General features: G+C 68.2%; 14 protein-coding genes. 5 read left to right on the top strand and 9 right to left on the bottom strand.

All coding sequences use genetic code 11. The features are described 5' to 3' along the window. Positions 1-18 precede the first annotated feature (18 nt). The 3 genes from A3M1_RS0100445 to A3M1_RS0100455 all read right to left on the bottom strand — a co-directional run bounded on the left by A3M1_RS0100445 (position 19) and on the right by A3M1_RS0100455 (position 3,090). The gene (locus A3M1_RS0100445) at positions 19-1,518 is read right to left on the bottom strand and encodes a tripartite tricarboxylate transporter permease (protein ID WP_018386975.1); all 1,500 of its coding nucleotides are present in this window, start codon (positions 1,516-1,518) and stop codon (positions 19-21) included. A gap of 14 nt (positions 1,519-1,532) precedes the next feature. After that, positions 1,533-2,024, bottom strand: a complete 492-nt coding sequence (locus tag A3M1_RS0100450) for a tripartite tricarboxylate transporter TctB family protein (RefSeq protein WP_018386976.1) — start codon at positions 2,022-2,024, stop codon at positions 1,533-1,535. Positions 2,025-2,103: 79 nt separating this feature from the next. Continuing rightward, on the bottom strand, positions 2,104-3,090 hold the full coding sequence (locus A3M1_RS0100455) for a tripartite tricarboxylate transporter substrate binding protein BugD (RefSeq protein WP_018386977.1): 987 nt from the start codon (positions 3,088-3,090) through the stop codon (positions 2,104-2,106). Positions 3,091-3,307: 217 nt separating this feature from the next. Between A3M1_RS0100455 and pabB the strand changes: the two genes are divergently transcribed. The 4 genes from pabB to A3M1_RS25505 all read left to right on the top strand — a co-directional run bounded on the left by pabB (position 3,308) and on the right by A3M1_RS25505 (position 8,343). Then, positions 3,308-4,723 (top strand): aminodeoxychorismate synthase component I, encoded by a 1,416-nt coding sequence (pabB, locus tag A3M1_RS0100460; RefSeq protein ID WP_018386978.1) that lies wholly within the window; start codon positions 3,308-3,310, stop codon positions 4,721-4,723. Next, entirely contained in the window at positions 4,720-5,304 is a 585-nt protein-coding gene (locus A3M1_RS0100465; protein WP_018386979.1) for an aminodeoxychorismate/anthranilate synthase component II, read from the top strand. The genes pabB and A3M1_RS0100465 overlap by 4 nt, the downstream gene beginning before the upstream one ends. After that, complete coding sequence (locus tag A3M1_RS0100470) at positions 5,301-6,089, top strand: aminotransferase class IV (protein WP_018386980.1); 789 nt, start codon at positions 5,301-5,303, stop codon at positions 6,087-6,089. Before A3M1_RS0100465 ends, A3M1_RS0100470 begins: the two co-directional genes overlap by 4 nt. Before the next feature lie 190 nt (positions 6,090-6,279). Next, on the top strand, positions 6,280-8,343 hold the full coding sequence (locus A3M1_RS25505; protein ID WP_026221064.1) for a DUF6600 domain-containing protein: 2,064 nt from the start codon (positions 6,280-6,282) through the stop codon (positions 8,341-8,343). 84 nt (positions 8,344-8,427) lie between these two features. Here the strand turns inward: A3M1_RS25505 and A3M1_RS0100485 are convergent, their stop codons facing one another. The 4 genes from A3M1_RS0100485 to A3M1_RS0100500 all read right to left on the bottom strand — a co-directional run bounded on the left by A3M1_RS0100485 (position 8,428) and on the right by A3M1_RS0100500 (position 14,373). After that, positions 8,428-9,177 (bottom strand): DUF930 domain-containing protein, encoded by a 750-nt coding sequence (locus tag A3M1_RS0100485; RefSeq protein WP_018386981.1) that lies wholly within the window; start codon positions 9,175-9,177, stop codon positions 8,428-8,430. Positions 9,178-9,463: 286 nt separating this feature from the next. Beyond that, positions 9,464-11,029, bottom strand: coding sequence for a 2-isopropylmalate synthase (locus A3M1_RS0100490; protein ID WP_018386982.1), 1,566 nt, complete (start codon positions 11,027-11,029; stop codon positions 9,464-9,466). 535 nt (positions 11,030-11,564) lie between these two features. After that, on the bottom strand, positions 11,565-13,148 hold the full coding sequence (locus A3M1_RS0100495; RefSeq protein WP_018386983.1) for a DHA2 family efflux MFS transporter permease subunit: 1,584 nt from the start codon (positions 13,146-13,148) through the stop codon (positions 11,565-11,567). 10 nt (positions 13,149-13,158) lie between these two features. Further along, positions 13,159-14,373, bottom strand: coding sequence for an HlyD family secretion protein (locus A3M1_RS0100500; protein WP_018386984.1), 1,215 nt, complete (start codon positions 14,371-14,373; stop codon positions 13,159-13,161). Positions 14,374-14,501: 128 nt separating this feature from the next. On the opposite strand from A3M1_RS0100500, the gene A3M1_RS0100505 reads away from it, so the two are divergent. Beyond that, a complete protein-coding gene (locus tag A3M1_RS0100505) occupies positions 14,502-15,155 on the top strand; it encodes a TetR/AcrR family transcriptional regulator (protein ID WP_018386985.1) in 654 nt (217 codons plus the stop codon). Positions 15,156-15,171: 16 nt separating this feature from the next. On the opposite strand, the gene A3M1_RS0100510 is transcribed toward A3M1_RS0100505, so the two are convergent. Beyond that, positions 15,172-17,727 carry an HWE histidine kinase domain-containing protein gene (locus A3M1_RS0100510; protein WP_018386986.1) on the bottom strand — a complete coding sequence of 852 codons (2,556 nt, stop codon included), beginning with the start codon at positions 17,725-17,727 and terminating at the stop codon, positions 15,172-15,174. A gap of 178 nt (positions 17,728-17,905) precedes the next feature. Next, positions 17,906-19,126, bottom strand: coding sequence for a cyclopropane-fatty-acyl-phospholipid synthase family protein (locus tag A3M1_RS0100515; protein WP_018386987.1), 1,221 nt, complete (start codon positions 19,124-19,126; stop codon positions 17,906-17,908). Positions 19,127-19,138: the final 12 nt, after the last annotated feature.

A 19,138-nucleotide genomic window follows, 5' to 3' on the forward strand; every position in this document is an offset into this window, starting at 1 on the left:
CGAGAGGCGACCTGCCCGCTACTCCTGGAACGCCTCCTCGCGCTTCTTGCGCACCGAGGGCAGCAACACGACGACCAGCGCGAGAATCGCCAGCCCAAGCATAGTGGCGGAGATCGGTCGGGTGAAGAATACCGTGGGATCGCCGCGCGAGATCAGCATGGCGCGGCGCAGATATTCCTCCAGCATCGGCCCGATGATGAAGCCGAGCAGCAGCGGCGCGGGCTCGCAGTCCAGCTTGACCAGCACGTAGCCGACCACTCCGAACACGGCCATGGTGAACACGTCGATGGCGTTGTTGTTCACGCTGTAGACGCCGATGCAGCAGAAGCCGACGATCAGCGGGAACAGGATGTGGTAGGGCACGGTGAGCAGCCGGACCCAGATCCCGATCAGCGGCAGGTTCAGCACCACCAGCATCAGATTGCCGATCCACATCGACGCGATGATGCCCCAGAACAGGCTCGGCTGCTCGTTCACCACATTCGGACCCGGCACGATTCCCTGGATGATAAGCGCGCCAATCATCAGCGCCATGACGGGGTTGGACGGAATACCCAGCGTTAGCATGGGGATGAAGGAGGTCTGAGCGCCGGCATTGTTGGCCGCCTCCGGCCCCGCAACGCCCTCAATGGCGCCCTTGCCGAACTTCTCAGGGTGGCGGGAAATCTTCTTCTCGATCGAATAGGCGGCGAAGGAGGAGAGAATCGCACCGCCGCCCGGCAGGATGCCCAGGAACGAACCTAGAAAGGTGCCGCGCAGGATCGGGCCGATGATGCGCTTGATATCGTCCTTCGAGAGCAGCAGGCCCTTCACCTTCTGCACCATGACGGTGCGGGTGTGCTCATCCTCCAGGTTGCGCACGATCTCGCCAATGCCGAACACGCCCATGGCCAGCGCCACGAACTCGATGCCATCCGCCAGCTCCAGCATGTCGAAGGTGAAGCGCGGGGTGCCGGTGTAGACATCCTGGCCGGACAGCCCGAGCAAAATGCCCAGAACCACCATCGCCAGCGCCTTCACCACCGAGCCCGAAGCCAGCGCGACGGAAGCGACAAGCCCTAGAACCATCAGCGCAAAATACTCCGGCGGGCCGAACTTCAAAGCGAGGTCGGCGAGCGGCGGCGCGAAGACGGCGAGCAGGAAAGTGGCGACCGATCCGGCGAAGAACGAGCCGATGGCGGCGGTGGCGAGTGCCGCGCCGGCGCGGCCCTGGCGCGCCATCTGGTAGCCGTCAATGGCGGTGACGACCGATGAGCTCTCGCCCGGCAGGTTGATCAGGATCGCCGTGGTCGAGCCGCCATATTGCGCGCCGTAATAGATGCCCGACAGCATGATCAGCGCCGAAACCGGCGGCAGGCCGAAGGTGATCGGCAGCAGCATGGCGATGGTCGGCACCGGCCCGAGGCCCGGCAGAACGCCGATCAGCGTGCCCAGAAGCACGCCGATAAAGCAGTAGAAAATGTTCTGGAAGGTGATCGCGACGGAGAAGCCGAGGGCGAGATTGTCAAAGATTTCCATGGACTTGCGCTTCCTCAGTAACCGCCGAGCCACGGGCCCAGCATGGGCAGCGGCAGGCCGAGGCCCTTGATGAACACCGCCCAGGAAAAGGCGACCATGATGAAGGAGGAGGCCAGCGCCGTGGTCAGCTTGAAGCGCCGGCTCGCCAGCGTCGAGAGGAACACCGCCAGCCCCATGGACGGGCCGAGGCCCAGCGGGCGGATGCCGAGGCCGAACACAACCACCGCGAGCGTCACCAGCCCGAGCGGCACCCATGGCCAGCGCCGAAAACCGATCTTCTGCGCCTCGTTTTCCTCCTTAACCGGGTGGAGAGTGAGTCCAGTGAGAAGGACGATCAGGCCAAGGAGACCAAGCAAACCCGCCAGGATCATCGGGAAATAGCCCGGCCCCATGCGAATGGCGCGCCCCATGGGCAGGCCCATCGCCTGCCAGGCGAAGAAGGCCGCCAGGAACACGATCAGGAGGCCGCTGGCGACCTCCTTCGGATTTTTGACAAAGCGCGTCATGGCACCTTTTCCGCGGCCGGGACGTGAAGCGCCGGCCCGCGCGCTGGGCGGCGGACCGGCGGGAGGATGGGCAGGCGCGTCAGTCGGCGAACACGCCGGCCTGCTCGATCACCGGCTTCCACTTGGCGACTTCCGCCTCAAGGAACTTCTGGTGCACCTCCGGCGTGGCGCGCTCCAGCGCCACCGGCTCGGTGCCGAGATCGGCGAAGCGGGAAATGACCTTGGGGTCCTGCAGCGCGGCGACGAGGGCGGCGTTCAGCTTGTCGATCTCGGCCTTGGGCGTGCCCTTGGGCGCGTACATGCCGTGCCACACCGCCACTTCGAAGCCGGGCAGGCCGGCGGAGTCGAGGGTCGGGAGATTGGGCAGCGACTTCACCGGGGTCTTGGTGGTGACGCCATAGGCCTTCACCTTGCCGGCCTTGATCTGGCCTGTCGTGTTGGTGGTCTGGTCGCACAGGAGGTCGATCTGCCCGCCGACGAGGTCGTTCATCGCCGGGCCCGTGCCCTGATAGGGAACGGTGGTCATCTGCGTGCCCAGCGCCGACATGAACAGCATGCCGCACAGATGCGAGGCCGAGCCGACGCCGGCATTGCCGTAGATCACCGCGTCCTTGTTCGCCTTCACATAGGCGATCAGCTCGGCGGCGTCCTTGGGCTCCAGCGTCGATTTGCCGATCACGGTCATCGGCACGTCGGTGACGAGGCCGACCTCCTCGAAATCGGTCAGCACATTATAGGGCAGCTTGCGGTACAGCGTGGCGGCGGTCGCCTGGCCGATATGGTGGAGAAGAACCGTGTAGCCGTCGGGGGTGGCCTTCGCCACCTGCCCGGCGCCGCGCGTGCCGCCGGCGCCGCCGACATTCTCCACCACAACCTGCTGGCCGAGGGTGCGCGACATCGACTCGGCGATCAGCCGCGCCACCGTGTCGGTGGGGCCGCCGGCCGAGAACGGCACGACCATGGTCACCGGACGGTTCGGGAAATCCTGCGCCTGCGCTGCAGACAGCGGCAGGACGGCGAGCGTCAGCGCGGCCAGAGCGGCGGCGGCACCCTTGAAAGTCCTCATATGTCCCTCCCGAGACTTATTGATCATGTTTGCTGTGTTGGCTGCCCGCGTCTCGCAGGCAGCATTTTGATGGGCGCTAAGGCCAGCACCCGCGCAACCCAGCGTCAAGTGGCTCTTTGGACTAGAAAAGGCCGCGCTGCAGCGAAATCCGGCCGCCGACAGCACCACGCGCATCGCCGCTCTAGGAAGCCGCGCCGCGACGTTCCATATTCCGTGCATGATTCAGCAGCCGCCGCCCCTCGTCGTCGAAATCGCCTGGCAGGAGCCGTGGCAGGCTGCGCGCCGGCTCGGCCGCCGCGAGGGCACGGTCGTGCCGGGACTGACCTTCCTCGACAGCGCGATGCGCCACCCCGTGCTCGGGCGCTGGTCCTATCTCATGGCCGAGCCCTTCGGTCGCTTTCGGGTGGAAGCGGGCGTGCCGCGCTGGAATGGCGAGCGCGAGGCCGGGGCGCCGCTGGAGGCGCTGCGCGCCCGGCTGAAGGCCTATGCGCAGCCCCGCCTGCCGGGCGACGCCGCCTTCCAGGCCGGTGCGGCCGGCTATATCGCCTATGAGGCCGGCCGGCTGTTCGACCGCTTTCCCACCGCGCAGCCCGAGCCCGGCGAGGGGCCGGAGGTCGATCTCGGCTTCTACGACCTCGTCATCGCCTTCGACGTCGTGGCCGAGCGCGCCTTCCTCATCTCCACCGGCTGGCCGGAGAGCGACCCCGCCCGCCGCGCCCGCCGCGCCCGCGAGCGGCTCACGCAAGCCAGCGCGCTGCTGGCGGTGCCCGAAGCCCCGCTCGGCCCGGCGGTGCTGGCGCAGGACTGGCGCTCGAATTTCGACGCCGCCAGCTACCGCCGCGCGGTGGGTCAGGTGATCGACTACATCCGCGCCGGCGACATCTTCCAGGCCAATTTCACCCAGCGCTTCGCGGCGGAAGTGGGCGATGTCGACCCGCTCGCCCTCTACGACCAGCTGCGCCGCGCCAACCCGGCGACCTTCGCGGCGCTGATCGTCAATGAGGACCGGATCATCGCCTCCTCCTCGCCCGAGCGCTTCGTCAAGCTCGACGGCGCCGAGGTGGAAACCCGCCCGATCAAGGGCACGGTGCCGCGCTCGGTGGAGCCGACGCTCGACGCCTTTCGCGGCCGGGCGCTGACCACCAGCGAGAAGGACCGCGCCGAGAATGTGATGATCGTCGACCTGCTGCGCAACGATCTCTCGCGCGTGTGCCGGCCCGGCTCGGTGAAGGTGCCGCGCCTGTGCGGGCTGGAGACCTATGCCAATGTGCATCACCTCGTCTCGGTGGTGACGGGCACGCTTGCCGAGGGGCGCGACGGGCTGGACCTGATCGCCGCCTCCTTCCCCGGCGGCTCGATCACCGGGGCGCCGAAGATCCGCGCCATGGAGATCATCCGCGCATTGGAGGGCCGCCCGCGCGGGGTCTATTGCGGCTCCATCGGCTATATCGGCTTTGACGGCACGATGGATTTCAACATCGCCATCCGCACGGTGACGGTGGAAGGCGGCCGCGCCAGCTTCGGGGTCGGCGGCGGCATCACCACCCTCTCCGACCCCGCCGCCGAGCACGCCGAGAGCCTGACCAAGGCGGAGCGGCTTTTCCGCGCCTTCACCCCGGAGGCGCTGGCGTGATCCTGCTGATCGACAATTACGACAGCTTCGTCTTCAACGTCGCGCGCTATCTCACCGAGCTCGGCGAGCAGGTGGAAGTCGCCCGCAATGACGCGCTGGACCTTGCCGCCATCGAGCGGCTGGCACCCGAGGCGCTGGTGATCTCGCCCGGCCCGTGCTCGCCCAACGAGGCCGGCATCTCGCTGGCGGCGGTGCGGGCGCTGTCGGGAAGGCTGCCCATTCTCGGCATCTGCCTCGGCCACCAGTGCATCGGCCAGGCCTTTGGCGGCCGGGTGGTGCGGGCGAAGGAACCGATGCACGGGCGCGCCTCGCAGCTGCGCCATGCCGGCTCGGACGTGTTCGCCGGCCTGCCCTCGCCCTTCCCGGCGGGGCGCTACCATTCGCTGGCGGTGGAGCTGGACGAGGGCTCGGCGCTGATCCCCACCGCCTGGAGCGAGGATGGCGAGATCATGGGCCTCGCCCATCGCGACCACCCCACTTACGGCGTGCAGTTCCACCCGGAATCCGTGCTGACCCCGCAGGGCTACGAGCTGATGGGAAATTTTCTGAAGCTGGCGCGGGCGCGGGAGAGCGCGGCGTGAGCGTGACCGTCAGCAGCGAGGATCGCGGCTTCACCCTCGGCGACGGCGTGTTCGACACCGCGCTGGCGCTGGGCGGCGTCGTCTTCGCCCGCGACCGCCATGTGGCGCGACTGGTAGCGGCGGCGCAGCGGATTGGCATCACCATCGAAGCGGTCGCGATCGAGGCGGCGATGGCGGCGGCGCTTACCCCCGCGCCGATGATCCTGCGCACCACGGTGACGCGGGGAACGGCGGCGCGGGGCCTGTGGCCGGCCAGCGTCGGGGCGCCGACGCTCGTCGTGGCGACAGCGCCGTGGAGCCCTTCCCTGCTCGGCCAGCCGGCCCGGCTCATCACCGCGAGCGGCCGGCGCAACGAATTCTCGCCCACTGCGAACCTGAAGACGCTCGGCTATCTCGACCATATTCTGGCCGCGCGCGAGGCGGCGCTGGCGGGGGTCGACGACGCGCTGATCCTCAACACGCAGGGGCGCATCGCCTGCACCACCATCGCCAATCTGTTCGCGCTGATCGCCGGGCGGCTGATCACGCCCTCGCTGGCGGAAGGCTGCCTGCCGGGCATCATGCGGGCGCTGGTGATCGAGGCGGCGCCACGGCTGGGTCTTGCCGTTGAGGAACGCCCGCTGGCGCCAGCGGCGCTGGCCGGGGCGGACGCGGTGTTCCTGACCAATTCCGTGCGTTTCCTGCGGCCGGTGCGCTCGCTGGATGGGGTTTTACTCGGCGACGGCAGCGATATCGTCCGCAATTTGCAGGACATTGTGCTGAACGGCGCGGACAGCACCAGATAAATCAGCCCGGTTACTTGTCCTTTCCGCGAAAATGAAGCGGCGTATCGCTGACATAATGGCATCACATTTCCGCCGTGAGCCGATGCTCCATGAATTCGGCCGCATCGGCAAGTCAGGGCGCCTGACCAATATTTGAAACCATTGCACTGCGAGGGCGTTAAAGGGCACTGCAAAGCCGCCGGAGGTGCCCATGCTTCGCCTGAAACGCCCCATGCTCGTCGCCGGACTCGCCGCGAGCTGTCTCGCCGGGGTCGCCACCCTCCCCGCCCTCGCGCAGAACGCCCCGATCCAGCTGGCGCAGGCCGGCCCGCAGGGCGGCGGCGCGACGATGGATGTCGATTTGTTCTACGACCAGCTGGGCGCCTTCGGCACCTGGGTCGAGCATCCCGACTACCGCTATGTGTTCATCCCCTCCGATGTCGGCTCGGGCTGGCGGCCCTATCAGGAAGGCCGCTGGGTGTGGACCGACGCCTATGGCTGGTACTGGGAGTCCTTCGAGCCGTTCGGCTGGGCGACCTATCATTACGGCCGCTGGGGCTATGATCCCGCCTATGGCTGGTTCTGGGTGCCGGGCGACACCTGGGCACCGGCCTGGGTGACGTGGCGGCGCGGCGGCGGCAAGACCGGCTGGGCCCCGATCGCTCCCGACCGCCCCGGCTATGCGATTGGCCGGCCCGACCATTATGCCCCGCCGGTGGCGGAGAGCTGGGTGTTCGTCGAGGACCGCTACATCGCCGAGGAGAACCTCGCGGTGCATGTGGCGCCGATCCCCGAGATCAATGTGTTCCTCGGCGCCGCCCCGGACATTTATGAGCCGAGCTGGAATGACGGCTATTACGTCAATCGCGGCTTCGGCACCAATGTCTATGCCGCGCCGATCCGCGAGCGCCTCGTCAGCCGCGAGGTCTATTATGTCGAACGGCGCGACGACGTGTTCTATGACCCGCGCAGCAACGCGCTGGGCATCTTCGCCCCGCGCCTCGACTTCGGCGACCGGCGCGGCCCGCCGCCGCGCTTCGTGCGCGAGATCGAGCCGGACCGGCGCCCGCTGATCCGCCAATATGTGCGCGAGGACCGCGACGTGCCGGGCGTCCTCGCCCCCTCGGTGGCGTTGCTGAACCTGTTGCAGCCGGACCGCCGACGCGAATTGCGCGACCAGCGGTTCGAGAATCCCGACCGCTACCGCCGCGAGGTGCGCGATCTCCAGCGCGACCGGGCGGAGGGGCTGCGCGACGAACGCCGGCAGGCCGAGGCGCGCGCCGATGCCTTCCAGCGGGCGCAGCGCGAGGCGCTGGAGAAGCGCCGCCAGACCTTTGAGAGGATGCAGGCGGAGCAGCGCCAGCGCGCCGAGCGGGCGCAGAAGGCGCGCCCCACCGGCTTCGCGCCGGGCGGCGTTCCCGGTCGTCCGGGCGGGCCGGACGCTCATCCCGGCGCGGGCCGCCCCGGCGGACCCGATCCGCGCCCCGCAGCCGTCGATGGGCAGCCGGGAATGCCGGGCCAGCGGCCCAACGCCGGCCCGATGCCCGGTGCGGTGCCCGGCCAGCCGCGTCCGGATGCCGCCGGCACCCCGCAGGTGCGTCCCGGTCCCGGCCCCGATCGCGCCGGGCCGCCGCCCGGTCAACCGGGCGATACCCCGCGCCCCAATGGCGCGCCCGAGGCGGGCCCTCCCCCCGGCCCGGCGGCTGGACAGAACCAGCAGGAGCGCCAGCAAAAGCAGAACGCCCAGCAGGAACAGCAGCGCGCCAAACAGCAGCAAAACCAGCAGGAACGCCAGCAAAAGCAGAACGCCCAGCAGGAACAGCAGCGCGCCAGGCAGCAGCAGAACCGGCAGGAGCGCCAGCAGAAGCAGAACGCCCAGCAGGAGCAGCAGCGCGCCAGGCAGCAGCAAAACCAGCAGGAGCGCCAGCAGAAACAGAACGCCCAGCAGGAGCAGCAGCGCGCCAGGCAGCAGCAAAACCAGCAGGAGCGTCAGCAGAAGCAGGACGCCCAGCAGGAGCAGCAGCGCGCCAAGCAGCAGCAGCGCCAGCAGCAACGTCAGGAGCCGGCACAGCCGCGCCAGCAAAAGCCGCCGCAGGCCAACCCGGCGCAGGCCCGTCCGCCACAGCAGGCGAACCCTGCTCAGGCGAACCCTGCTCAGGCCCGGCCGCCGCAGGCGCGCCCGCCGCAGGGGCAGCCGCGCCCTCCGGGCGGCGGTGCGGGCGGCCCCGGTGGCGCCAAGCCGGGCCAGCCCCCGGTCCCGCAAGGCGCGCAGTAGCCTCGCCCCACCCGAGAGCCCCGGCCACCGGGGCTTTCTTCCCCTGTGGCGGCCAAGCGGCCAGACGTCGACCGGCGCTTCACGTCAATGCAGCGTCGGAAGATTGTAGCTGGCCCACTCCTCGCGCGGGATCGCCGCGCCGACATGGAAGGCGAAGCCCACGACCTTTCGCAGCGGTGGGTCCAGCTCGCAGCGATACGACACCTCGTACCATTGCCGCTGGCTGCGAAACGCGCCGCCCCTGGCGGTGAAAACCGCACCCTCCAGCGACGTATCGCCCGAGGCGTAGTCGACCAGCCGGTCGGGCTGGAAGTCCGCTCGCCAGGTATGGATCTGCTCCATCGCCTCAAGATCACAAAGCTGGGCAAGGCGATCCTCGTCGCCCAGCCGCGCCAGTTCGCGCCGCAGACCCCGGCTGCGCGAACTGTCCAGCGCCTGTTCGGAGAGCATCCGTGAGGGGCGCACCATCTCCGGAAGGGTGGCGGACTTTGCAGGCGGGACGCGCGACGGCACCGGGGGCGACGGCGTGCCCGCGCGCGGCAGCGCCTCCGCCGACGGCGATGGCGGGGCCAGTGAAACGGCCGGCGACGGTGCGGCGCGCAGCGCGGCGAAGTCGCGGAAGCTGATGATCTCGGCTTCCAGCGTCGGCGCGTCCGCCGGCTCGCGAAAGCCCCTCGCACCCACCAGCACAATGGCCGCCAGCACGCCGAGATGCAGCAGCGCCGACGCGGCCAGCCGAACGGCCTCGGCGGCGGAGCGCGCCGGAGGCGGCCGGCGGTCTTCGGCTTCCAGCAGACCGTGGACGACGCTCGGCAGGGACGAGACGGGCATCATGCAGGATGGGCCGGCACGGGAAGCCTCCGGTGGTCCCACTAGAGCATTTTCGAGCGAAGTGGATTCCGGTTCGCGTGAAGAAAATGCGTAAAAACAAAAACCTAGAGCACATCCGGTGAACCGGCTTTCACCGGATGTGCTCTAGCCATCCTTGATACTCCCGGCAGCATTATGGCCGGCTCCGCGCATGCCAACGCGACAGGCGCGTGCTGCTGAAGCAAAAAGAGCCCCGGCCATTTCGCCGGGGCTCTCTTCGTTCAAGGGGATCTGTTCTCAGCAGAAACGGCTATTCCGCCGCCGGCTGCGCCTGCGCGTTCAGGCTGCCGCGCTTGGTCGCCAGCTTGTTGAGCGCGATGATATAGGCCTGCGCCGAGGCGACCAGCGTGTCGGGGTCGGAACCGCGCCCGGTCACCGCCTTGTCGCCATCCTCCAGCCGCACCGACACTTCCGCCTGCGCGTCCGTGCCCTCGGTGACGGCGTGGACCTGATAGAGCGCCAGCTTGGCAACATGCGGGACAATGGCCTGGATGCAGTTGAACACCGCGTCCACCGGGCCGTTGCCCTCGCATTCCTCGGTGACGACGACGCCATCCACCTTCAGCTTCATGGTGGCGCGCTGCGGGCCGTGGCTGCCGGCGATGACGCTGAGCGACACCAGCTTCATCCGGTCATCGGCAGCGGCGATCTCATGATCGACCAGCGCCTCGATGTCCTCGTCATAGACCACCTTCTTGCGGTCGGCGAGCTCCTTGAAGCGGCTGAAGGCGTCGTTCAGCGCGTTCTCGCCCAGTTCGTAGCCCAGCGCCTTCAGCTTGTCGCGGAAGGCGGCGCGGCCGGAATGCTTGCCCATGACCAGCGAGGTCTTGGACACGCCGACACTGTCGGGGGTCATGATCTCGTAGGTGGTGTTGTTCTTCAGCATGCCGTCCTGGTGGATGCCGCTCTCATGGGCGAAAGCGTTCCGGCCGACGATCGCCTTGTTGTACTGCACCGGGAAGGAAGTGACGGCCGACACCAGCTTGGAGGCGCGGGTCAGCATGGTCGCCTCGATGCCGGTGGCGAAGGGCAGCACGTCGCCGCGGGTGCGGATGGCCATGACAACCTCTTCCAGCGCCGCATTGCCGGCGCGCTCGCCGAGGCCGTTGATGGTGCATTCGATCTGCCGGGCGCCGCCGGCCAGCGCCGCCAGCGAATTGGCCACCGCCAGGCCCAGATCGTCATGGCAATGGGCGGAGAAGATGATCTGCTCGCCATGGGGCACCCGGTCGAGAATATAGGCGCGCACCTGGCGGAACATCGCCTCATATTCGGATGGGGTGGCATAGCCCACCGTGTCGGGCAGGTTGATGGTGGTGGCGCCGGCCTTCACAGCCGTTTCCACGCAGCGCTGGAGATAGTCGATCGGCGTGCGGGTGGCGTCCATCGCCGACCACTCGATGTCCTCGACGAGGTTACGCGCCTGCGCCACCGTGCCGGCGATGATGTCGATCACCTGGTCCTGCGTCTTGCGCATCTGGTGTTCCAGATGGATCGGCGAGGTCGAGACGAAGGTGTGGATGCGCGGGCGGCGCGCGGCCTTCACCGCCTCGCCGGCGCGGGCGATATCGGCGGGAATGGCGCGGGCGAGGCCTGCGATCACCGCCCGCTTCGTGCGGCGGGCGATCTCGGCGACGGACTCGAAATCGCCATTGGAGGCGATGGGGAAGCCGGCCTCGATCACGTCGACGCCCATCGTGTCGAGCAGGTCGGCGACCTGCAGCTTCTCTTCCAGCGTCATCGAGGCGCCGGGGCACTGCTCGCCGTCGCGCAGCGTGGTGTCGAAAATAACGACGCGGTCATGAGGATGGGACATGGGGGCTTCCTTCTCGGCTTCAGCGCCGGGTGCTGCGGGGATCATTGTCCCCTGCGGCATCGTCCGGCGCATATCTGACGGTTCGGCTGGTGGCGGCGTCATCCCCTGAGCGCCCAGGCGCGAAGCCCGGCCGGCCCTCAGGGGCGGCTAAGAAGAAGGAGCCCGAACGCAAGCAGAGCCTTCCCCGGAAACCGCAGCGCGGTCGGGGTCGCGGAAGAACGGCGGGCGGACGAAGGCGTCACGGCTCGGCTCTCGCGAGGTTGCTCTGGCGCAAGGTCATAGCCGAGCGCGGGAGAAACGGCAAGAGCGGGGGTGGAGGGGGAGAACGGCAAGGAAAGTCAGGAGGCCAGGGCCAAGTCCGGGCATGACGGCCCCCGGAAGAATGTGACGTCATGGCCGGGCCGGGGCCGGGCTTCTTCCACAATGTCGGGCGGGGGGGCAGCCTCCCGACGGCGTGGCGAACCGGGGCAGCCCGGCCATGACGCTCTACCCCGTCACGCCCGGACGCGCCGGACCTGACGGGGAAGCAAGAAACTCAATGTCCGCCTTCAACCTTGCGCGAGGGACGGCTCAGCAGCGGGGCGGCGAAGAACAGGGCGGCGAACAGCACGGTGAGGACGAGAAACACATCCGAGAACGCCATCACCTGCGCCTGCACCCGCACCTGCGCGCTCATCAGCTTCAGCGCCACGCTGCCGGCATCCGAGCCCATGGCGGCCAGCGCCTGCGTCATCGCCTGCAGCCGCTCGACAGCGGCGGCGTTGGCCCATTGCACATTCTCGTGCAGCCGGGCGAGGTGCAGGTCCCAGCGGTCGTTGAGCACGGTATTGATGAGGGCGAGCCCCACCGCGCCGCCGAGATTGCGCATCAGGTTGAACAGGCCCGAGGCGTTCTTCAGCTGGTCCGGCGGCAGGGTGCCGAGCGAAATGTTGTTGATCGGGATCATCGCCATCATGATGCCGACGCCGCGCAGGATCTGCGGCACCAGCAGTTCCCAGAAATCCCAGTCCGCCGTCAGCCCCGTCACCTGCCAGGTGCCGAGGGCGAAGGCGGCGAAGCCGAAGGCGATCATCGCGCGCGGGTCGACCTTGCCCATCAGCCGCCCGGCGATCGGCGCGCACAGGAACATGGCGAGGCCGGAGACGAACATGGTCTCGCCGATCATCAGCGCCGAATAGCCCCGCACCTGGGCGAGATAGAGCGGGTAGAGATAGGTCAGCCCATACAGCCCGATGCCGACCACGAAGCTGAAGGCCGAGCCGACGGCGAAGTTGCGGTTGGCGAAGGCGCGCAGATCCACCACCGGCTCGCGCGCCATGAAGACGCGGGCGAAGAACGCCACCGCCGACACGCCGCACAGCACGGTGAAGAGCACGATCCAGTGGTCCTCGAACCAGTCATTGGTCGGCCCCTCCTCCAGCACGAATTCGAGGCTGCCGAGGAAGCCGGCCATGAACAAAAGGCCCCACCAGTCGAAGCGGTCGAGCAGAGCGAGGTCCGGCTCGTCGAAATCCACCAGCGTCACCGTGGTGACGACGACGAAGATGCCGGGGATGATGTTGACCAGAAACAGCCAGTGCCAGGAGAACAGGTCGGTGAGATAGCCGCCAATGGTCGGGCCGATGGTGGGCGCAAGAGTCGCCACCAGCCCGATCAGCGGGGCGACGACGGACTGTTTCTCGCGCGGGAAGATCGAATAGGCGGCGGCGAACACGGTCGGGATCATGCCGCCGCCGAGAAAGCCCTGCAGCGCGCGGTAGACGATCATCTCGTTGATCGAGGTCGCGGTGGCGCACATGAAGCTCATGACGGTGAAGCCCACCGCCGAGGCGGCGAACAGCCAGCGCGTCGACAGCGCCCGCGACAGGAAGCCCGACAGCGGGATCATCACCACCTCGGCGATGAGGTAGCTGGTCTGCACCCAGGAAATCTCGTCCGAGGAGGCGGCAAGGCCGGCCTGGATTTCCGACAGCGAGGCCGAGACGATCTGGATGTCCAGGATCGCCATGAACATGCCGAACACCATGCACAGGAAGGCGAACATGCGCCTTCCCTCGGACGAGGCGGCGCGCGGCTTCGCCCCCTGCCCGGCGCCGGCCGTGGCTGATGTGTCGGACATGGCAGCCTCCTCAGGCGCCGCCGCGCGTGTCGACGGTGGCGATCACCGACATGCCCGGGCGCAGCTCGGCCTTGGCGCGGGCGTCCTCATCCAGTTCGATCCGCACCGGCACGCGCTGCACGATCTTGGTGAAGTTGCCGGTGGCGTTCTCCGGCGGCAGCAGGCTGAACACCGAACCGGAGGCCGGGGCGAGGCTGAGCACATGGCCGTGGAAGGTCTCGTCGGGATAGGCATCCACCGCGATATCGACCTTCTGCCCGGGATGCAGCTTGCCCAGCTGGGTCTCCTTGAAATTGGCGTCGACATAGACCTGCGACAGCGGCACCAGCGCGACGAGCCGCGTTCCGGACTGCACCAGCTGGCCGACCTGGACCGCCCGGTTGCCGACCACCCCGTCGAAGGGCGCGCGCACGAGGGTGAAGTCGAGGTCGCGCTGGGCCTGGTCGCGGGCGGTCTTCAGTTCGTCGAGCGTACGCGTGGCCTCGGTGCGCTGGGCGTCGAGCACGGCAACATCGGCCTGTGCCGAGGCGATGGCGGCGGTGCCGGCATCCACGGCGGCCTTGGCCTTGTCGCGGTCGGCACGGGCCTTTTCCAGCGTGGCGCGGCTGGAGAACTGGTCTTTCATCAGGGCGGTCTGGCGGGTGAGTTCGAGATTGGCCCGGTCAAGCTCGGCCTGGGCGGAGACAAGCTGCGCAGTCGCCTGGTCGACCTCCGCCCGCGCCGCCGCCATCTGCTCGCCATAGCGATCGATGGTCGCCTGCTGGGTGGCGATCTTGTCCTGCGCCGCCTGCAGCGCCAGCCGATAGTCGCCATCGTCGATGCGGGCGATGACGTCGCCGGCCTTCACGCTCTGATTGGTCTCGACATCGAGCGCCACGATGTGGCCGGCGACCCGTGCGGCGAGAATCGAGGTGTCGGCGCCGACATAGGCGTCATCGGTGGAAACGAGGAAGCGCCCCACCTGCCACCAGTCGAGCCCGTAATAGCCCCCTCCCGCCAGGGCGGCGAGGAGGATGGCGCCGAACACCAGCTTCTTGCGCGAGCGCCGGGGTTGGGCCGGCTCCGGGGCGGCCGTACCGGCCGGCGGCGCGAGGTCCGGCTCGGCCTCGGCGGGCACCGGTGCGGGCATTGGTGCCGGCTTGCGGGCGGTGAGCGGAATAGGCTCGCCCGCGCCCGGGCGCCCGTTTTCGACAGCCGGCACCGGCCTGATTTCCGCTTGCGCCATCTTCGCCTCCAAGGGGCAACTAAACCGTCTAGTTCAATCTCGTTGCTTTACGTATCAAACTAAACAGTTTAGTCAAGGTCTTTGACAAGCCCGCCACAAGCGCCCTATCAGGGCATCGAGGGGTGGCCATGACCATGATCGACACGGAAACCGTTGCAGAGGCGCCGCGCGCCGAGCCCGAATCGACCAAACGCCGCGACATCATCGACGGGGCGCGGAAGGTCTTCTTCGAGAAGGGCTTCGACGGCGCCAGCATGGACGAGGTGGCGCGGGCCGCCGGCGTCTCCAAGGCGACGATCTATGTCTATTTCGGCGGCAAGGAAGAGCTGTTCGAGGCGCTGGTGCATAATGACCGCGCCCGCGCGGCCGAACGGCTGTTCGAGGTCGATAGCTCCGCCGACGAGGTGGACACGCTTCTGCGCCATATCGGCATCTCGTTTATGACCATGATGGTGCAGCCCGACCAGATCCGCATGGTGCGGATGGTCATCGCCACCGCCGAGAAATTCCCGCGCATCGGCCGCGCCTTCTTCGACGCCGGCCCCTGCCGTGGCGGCCAGCGCCTGGCCGATTTGCTGCGCCGGCAGGCCGATCTCGGCCGCCTGAGCATCGACGACGACGTCGCTGCCGCCTACGAGTTCTTCAACCTGTGCCAGAGCAACAGCGTCAAGGGGCTGCTGTTCGGGGTCGGCGAGCAACCGACGCCGGCGCAGATCGAGGAAACCGTCGCGCGCGCCGTGCGCGTCTTCCTGGCCTATTACGGCACCGCCCGCGCCGGCTGAGCGCCTCCACCGTGCCTCAGGGCGCGCGGCGTGGCTGCGCTTCGACGATCTCGCGCAGAGCTTTGAGCAGCGGCTCGCTCTCATAGGGCTTGGGCAGCACCGGCACGCCCTCGCACCCCGCCGGGATCATCGAGCGGTCGCCATAGCCGGTGGCGAAGATGAAGGGCACGCCGAGCCGCTGGAGTTCGTGCGCCACCGGCGCCGAGGTGCCGGCCCCGAGATTAACGTCCAGCACCGCCACATCGGGGGTGAATTCCTGCAGCCGGCGCAGCGCCTCGGCGGCGGAGGGCGCCGTCACCACATTCTCGATGCCGGCATCGCTGAACATCGTCTCGACATCCATCGCGATGAGCATCTGGTCCTCGACCAGCAGCACCCCGAGTTCCGCCAGCGGCCGGGCCGGCTCGTCCGCCGCCTGGGCCGCCGCGCCGTCGCCGCCCTCGCCTTCCACTGCGGCCGATACATGGCGCGCCGGCAGGCAAAAATGCGCCACCAGCCCGCCGGGGGCGAATTCCATCCGGCTGCTGCCGCCGAGATCATACGGCACGCTGCGCTCGATCAGCACCATGCCGAAGCCGCGCCGGCCGGTTTTCGCCACCTCCGGCCCGCCGGTCTCGCGCCATTCGACCTCGCAATCACCATTGGCAGCCATGGCCCAGTTCACCGCCAGCCGCCCGCCGGCGCGCGAGAGGGCGCCGTATTTGGCCGCATTGGTGGAGAGTTCATGCAGCACCAGCGCCATGACCGAGAAGGCGCGCGCGTCGAGCCAGACCGGCGGGCCGGCCTGTGTCACCTGCTTTTCCGCGCCGCCATAGGGCGAGAGTTCGGCCCGCAGCAGATCGCCCAGCGCGCCGCCGCCGGCGCCGCGCACCACCTGGTCATGGGCGATGGCCAGCGCCTGAACCCGGCCGCGCAGGCTGTCGACATAGTCCTGGGTGCTGCGCCCATCCTGCAGCGAATGCTCGACCAGCGATTTGATGACCGCCAGGATGTTCTTCACCCGGTGGTTCAACTCCTCATTGAGCAGGCGCTGGCGGGTATCGGCCTTGCCGCGCTCGTCGGCCATCAGCTCATTGTGGCGCAGCACGATTTCCACCAGCGTCGAGCGCGCCGCCTCGGCGATCTCCCGGTCGGCATCGGTCCACGGGCTCGCCGTGCCGCTGACCGTTTCCTTCCAGATCGCGAAGCTCTTGCGCGGTGTCAGCCGGTCGCCGAACGGGCCGGTCTCATAGACCTTCGCCGGCCTTCCGGCCCATTCCAGCGTGTGCACGATTTCCTTGCGGAAGAAGAGCAGATAGTCGCGCGGCAGCTGCGACAGCGGCAGCGCCAGCACGCCGGAGGCCTCGGCGCAGAAGGCTTCCGCGCGCAGCCATTCGCGAGACAGTTCATGGGTGGCCCACACCTTGCCGCTGGCCTTGTCGCCGATGAAGTTCGCCAGCCCCGGTATGTCGGCCGCCGGCGGAACCGCGCCTTGCGCGCTCCACTGGCCGCCGAGCCAGAGGCCGATGCCGTCGCAGGGCATCAGCTTGGCGAAGTCGGACAGGTTGGCGCGCAACAACGCGCCGATATCCTCGTCCTGCGAGGCGAGGCGCAGCACCCGGTCGAGCGCCCGCCGAGCCCTGGTGGCGACGTCGAGCGTGCGCTTCTGCTTCAGCGCCTGCAGGTGCAGCGCGAAGAAGGCGCCGAACATTTCCGCCGCCACGCGCTCCGCCATCGGTAGCGCGCGCGGCGCATAGTGATGGCAGGCCACCAGGCCCCAGAGCTGGCCGTCGACGATGACGGAAATCGACATGGAGGCGGCCACCCCCATATTGCGCAGATATTCCAGATGGATCGGCGACACCGAGCGCAGATGCGCGAAAGACAGGTCCAGCGGGTCGTCGAGCGGGGTTTCCTCCGGCACCAGCGGGCAGCGCTCGCCATTGGCATCGCCGATGACGCGGACGATGTTGCGGACATACAGGGTCCGCGCCTGCTGGGGGATGTCGCTGGCCGGGAACCACTGGTGCAGGAAGCTCTCCAGATCCTCGCGCCGGTCCTCGCTGACCACCTGCCCGGCCCCGTCATGGGCGAACTGGTAGATCATCACCCGGTCATAGCCGAGCAGGCTGCGGATCAGCCGCGTCGAGTGCCGGAGCAGCTTGTCGACGTCCTTCTCGCCGCGCACATGGGCGAACATCGAGCGCGCGAGATCCAGCGCCGGCCCATCCTCCGCCGAGGCGGCCTCGAATTCGAGGATGCCGACACCCTTGAACACATGGGCCGAAACGTCGAACCGCCCGCCGGAGGCCAGCTCGATACCGAACAGCAGCGCCGGCGAGGAGGGGTCGGAGCCGCGCGCCAGCGCCTCGCGGATGCGACCGGTGGCAAGGGGGCCGAGCAGTTCGGCAAGGTCCCGGCCGATCAGCGTCTCCGGCAGGCCGAGCATGTCAGGCGCGTTGCGGGAATGGCGCTGCACGACGCCGCCCTGCGGATCGCAGGCGATCAGGCAGCCATGGCACTGCACACTGCCGGGAACATGGATCGGCTCGCGATCGCAATTGCTGAGATCGACCCGCTCAGCGCCCGACATGGGCACCCCGGCCGATGGGACCCGCCAGGGGACCGCGACGGCCGCACGGATCGACGGTCAGGAGGGAAGGGCACGGGGCCGGAGGGCGGGACGTAAAGGGCATGCGGGGGAACTTCTGGACCGGTTTCAACGCTCGACAGAAACATCGAACGCCTCAGCACCCAGAACGTTCCCGCCCTCAAGAGCCGGCGGCCAGCGCCCTTTCGCGATCGACGATGAAATCGCGGATGACAGGCACATCGTCGCGGTCATTCGACAGCAGCAGCTGGAACACCATGTTGGAGCCGTTGAGGAAGCCGAGTTCCACCGCCACCAGATAGAACTCCCACATGCGGGCGAAGCGCTCGCCCATCATTGCCACCACCTCGCCGCGCTTGGCCTCGAAGTTCAGGCGCCAGTGGCGGATGGTCCAGTAATAATGCAGCCGCAGGATCTCGCAGTCGGCGGTCCACAGCCCGACCCGCTCCAGCGAGGTGAACACTTCCGACATGGCAGGCACATAGCCGCCGGGGAAGATGTATTTGCGGATGAAGGGCGCCGTGGTGCCGGGCGGCGACATGCGGCCGATGGCGTGGATCATGGCGAAGCCGCCGGGCGCCAGCAGCCGCTTGATGGTGCCGAAATACTCGTCGAAATGATTGACGCCGACATGCTCCATCATGCCGACGGAGACGATGCGGTCGAAGCTGCCGGTCAGGTCGCGATAGTCGCGCTCGAAGAAGGTGATGCGGTCGGCGACGCCGGCGGCCTCGGCGCGCTTCTTCGATTCGGCCAGCTGCTCGGTGGCGACGTTGATGGCGGTGACATGCACGCCGAGCTGGGCGAGATAGATGGCGAGCGCGCCCCAGCCCGAGCCGATCTCCGCCACCTTCATCCCCGGCTCCAGCTTCAGCTTGGCGGCGATGTGGCGCAGCTTGGCTTCCTGCGCTTCCTCCAGCGAGGCCTCGGGTGTGGGGAAATAGGCGCAGGAATAGATCATCCGCGAATCCAGCCAGAGCCGGTAGAACTCGGGCGGATGGTCGTAATGGCTCTGGGCGTTGGAGGCGGCCTTGCCGAGCGGATTCGACTGGTGCCAGCGCTTGAGCGCGCGCCAGGAGCGCCGCAGCGCCTGCTGTACCGGATGGGAAGCGAGGCCGCGCCGGTTGACCGAGAACAGCGACAGGAAGTCGTAGACGGTCGAGCCGTCCTCAAAGGTGAGCCGGCCATCCATATAGGCCTCGGCCGACACCAGCTCGGGGTTGAAGAACAGCTCGCGGTCGAGCTTCTCGTCGTTCAGCCGGATCACCACATCCGGCCCCTCCTGCCCGCTGCCGAAGACGGTGCGCGTGCCGTTCGGCTCGATCACGGTCAACCGGCCCTTATGGATGAACCGCTTCAGGAGATGGGGTAGAAACCGCATTCACGCACTCCG

Source organism: Ancylobacter sp. FA202, from assembly GCF_000380205.1.
Taxonomy (GTDB): Bacteria; Pseudomonadota; Alphaproteobacteria; order Rhizobiales; family Xanthobacteraceae; genus Ancylobacter.

Bases quoted from the DNA above. Each gene is read 5' to 3' on its own strand.
- A3M1_RS0100445 (WP_018386975.1), bottom strand. From the start codon at position 1,518: ATGGAAATCTTTGACAATCTCGCCCTCGGCTTCTCCGTCGCGATCACC.
- A3M1_RS0100450 (WP_018386976.1), bottom strand. From the start codon at position 2,024: ATGACGCGCTTTGTCAAAAATCCGAAGGAGGTCGCCAGCGGCCTCCTG.
- A3M1_RS0100455 (WP_018386977.1), bottom strand. From the start codon at position 3,090: ATGAGGACTTTCAAGGGTGCCGCCGCCGCTCTGGCCGCGCTGACGCTC.
- pabB (WP_018386978.1), top strand. From the start codon at position 3,308: ATGATTCAGCAGCCGCCGCCCCTCGTCGTCGAAATCGCCTGGCAGGAG.
- A3M1_RS25505 (WP_026221064.1), top strand. From the start codon at position 6,280: ATGCTTCGCCTGAAACGCCCCATGCTCGTCGCCGGACTCGCCGCGAGC.
- A3M1_RS0100485 (WP_018386981.1), bottom strand. From the start codon at position 9,177: ATGATGCCCGTCTCGTCCCTGCCGAGCGTCGTCCACGGTCTGCTGGAA.
- A3M1_RS0100490 (WP_018386982.1), bottom strand. From the start codon at position 11,029: ATGTCCCATCCTCATGACCGCGTCGTTATTTTCGACACCACGCTGCGC.
- A3M1_RS0100495 (WP_018386983.1), bottom strand. From the start codon at position 13,148: ATGTCCGACACATCAGCCACGGCCGGCGCCGGGCAGGGGGCGAAGCCG.
- A3M1_RS0100500 (WP_018386984.1), bottom strand. From the start codon at position 14,373: ATGGCGCAAGCGGAAATCAGGCCGGTGCCGGCTGTCGAAAACGGGCGC.
- A3M1_RS0100505 (WP_018386985.1), top strand. From the start codon at position 14,502: ATGACCATGATCGACACGGAAACCGTTGCAGAGGCGCCGCGCGCCGAG.
- A3M1_RS0100510 (WP_018386986.1), bottom strand. From the start codon at position 17,727: ATGTCGGGCGCTGAGCGGGTCGATCTCAGCAATTGCGATCGCGAGCCG.
- A3M1_RS0100515 (WP_018386987.1), bottom strand. From the start codon at position 19,126: ATGCGGTTTCTACCCCATCTCCTGAAGCGGTTCATCCATAAGGGCCGG.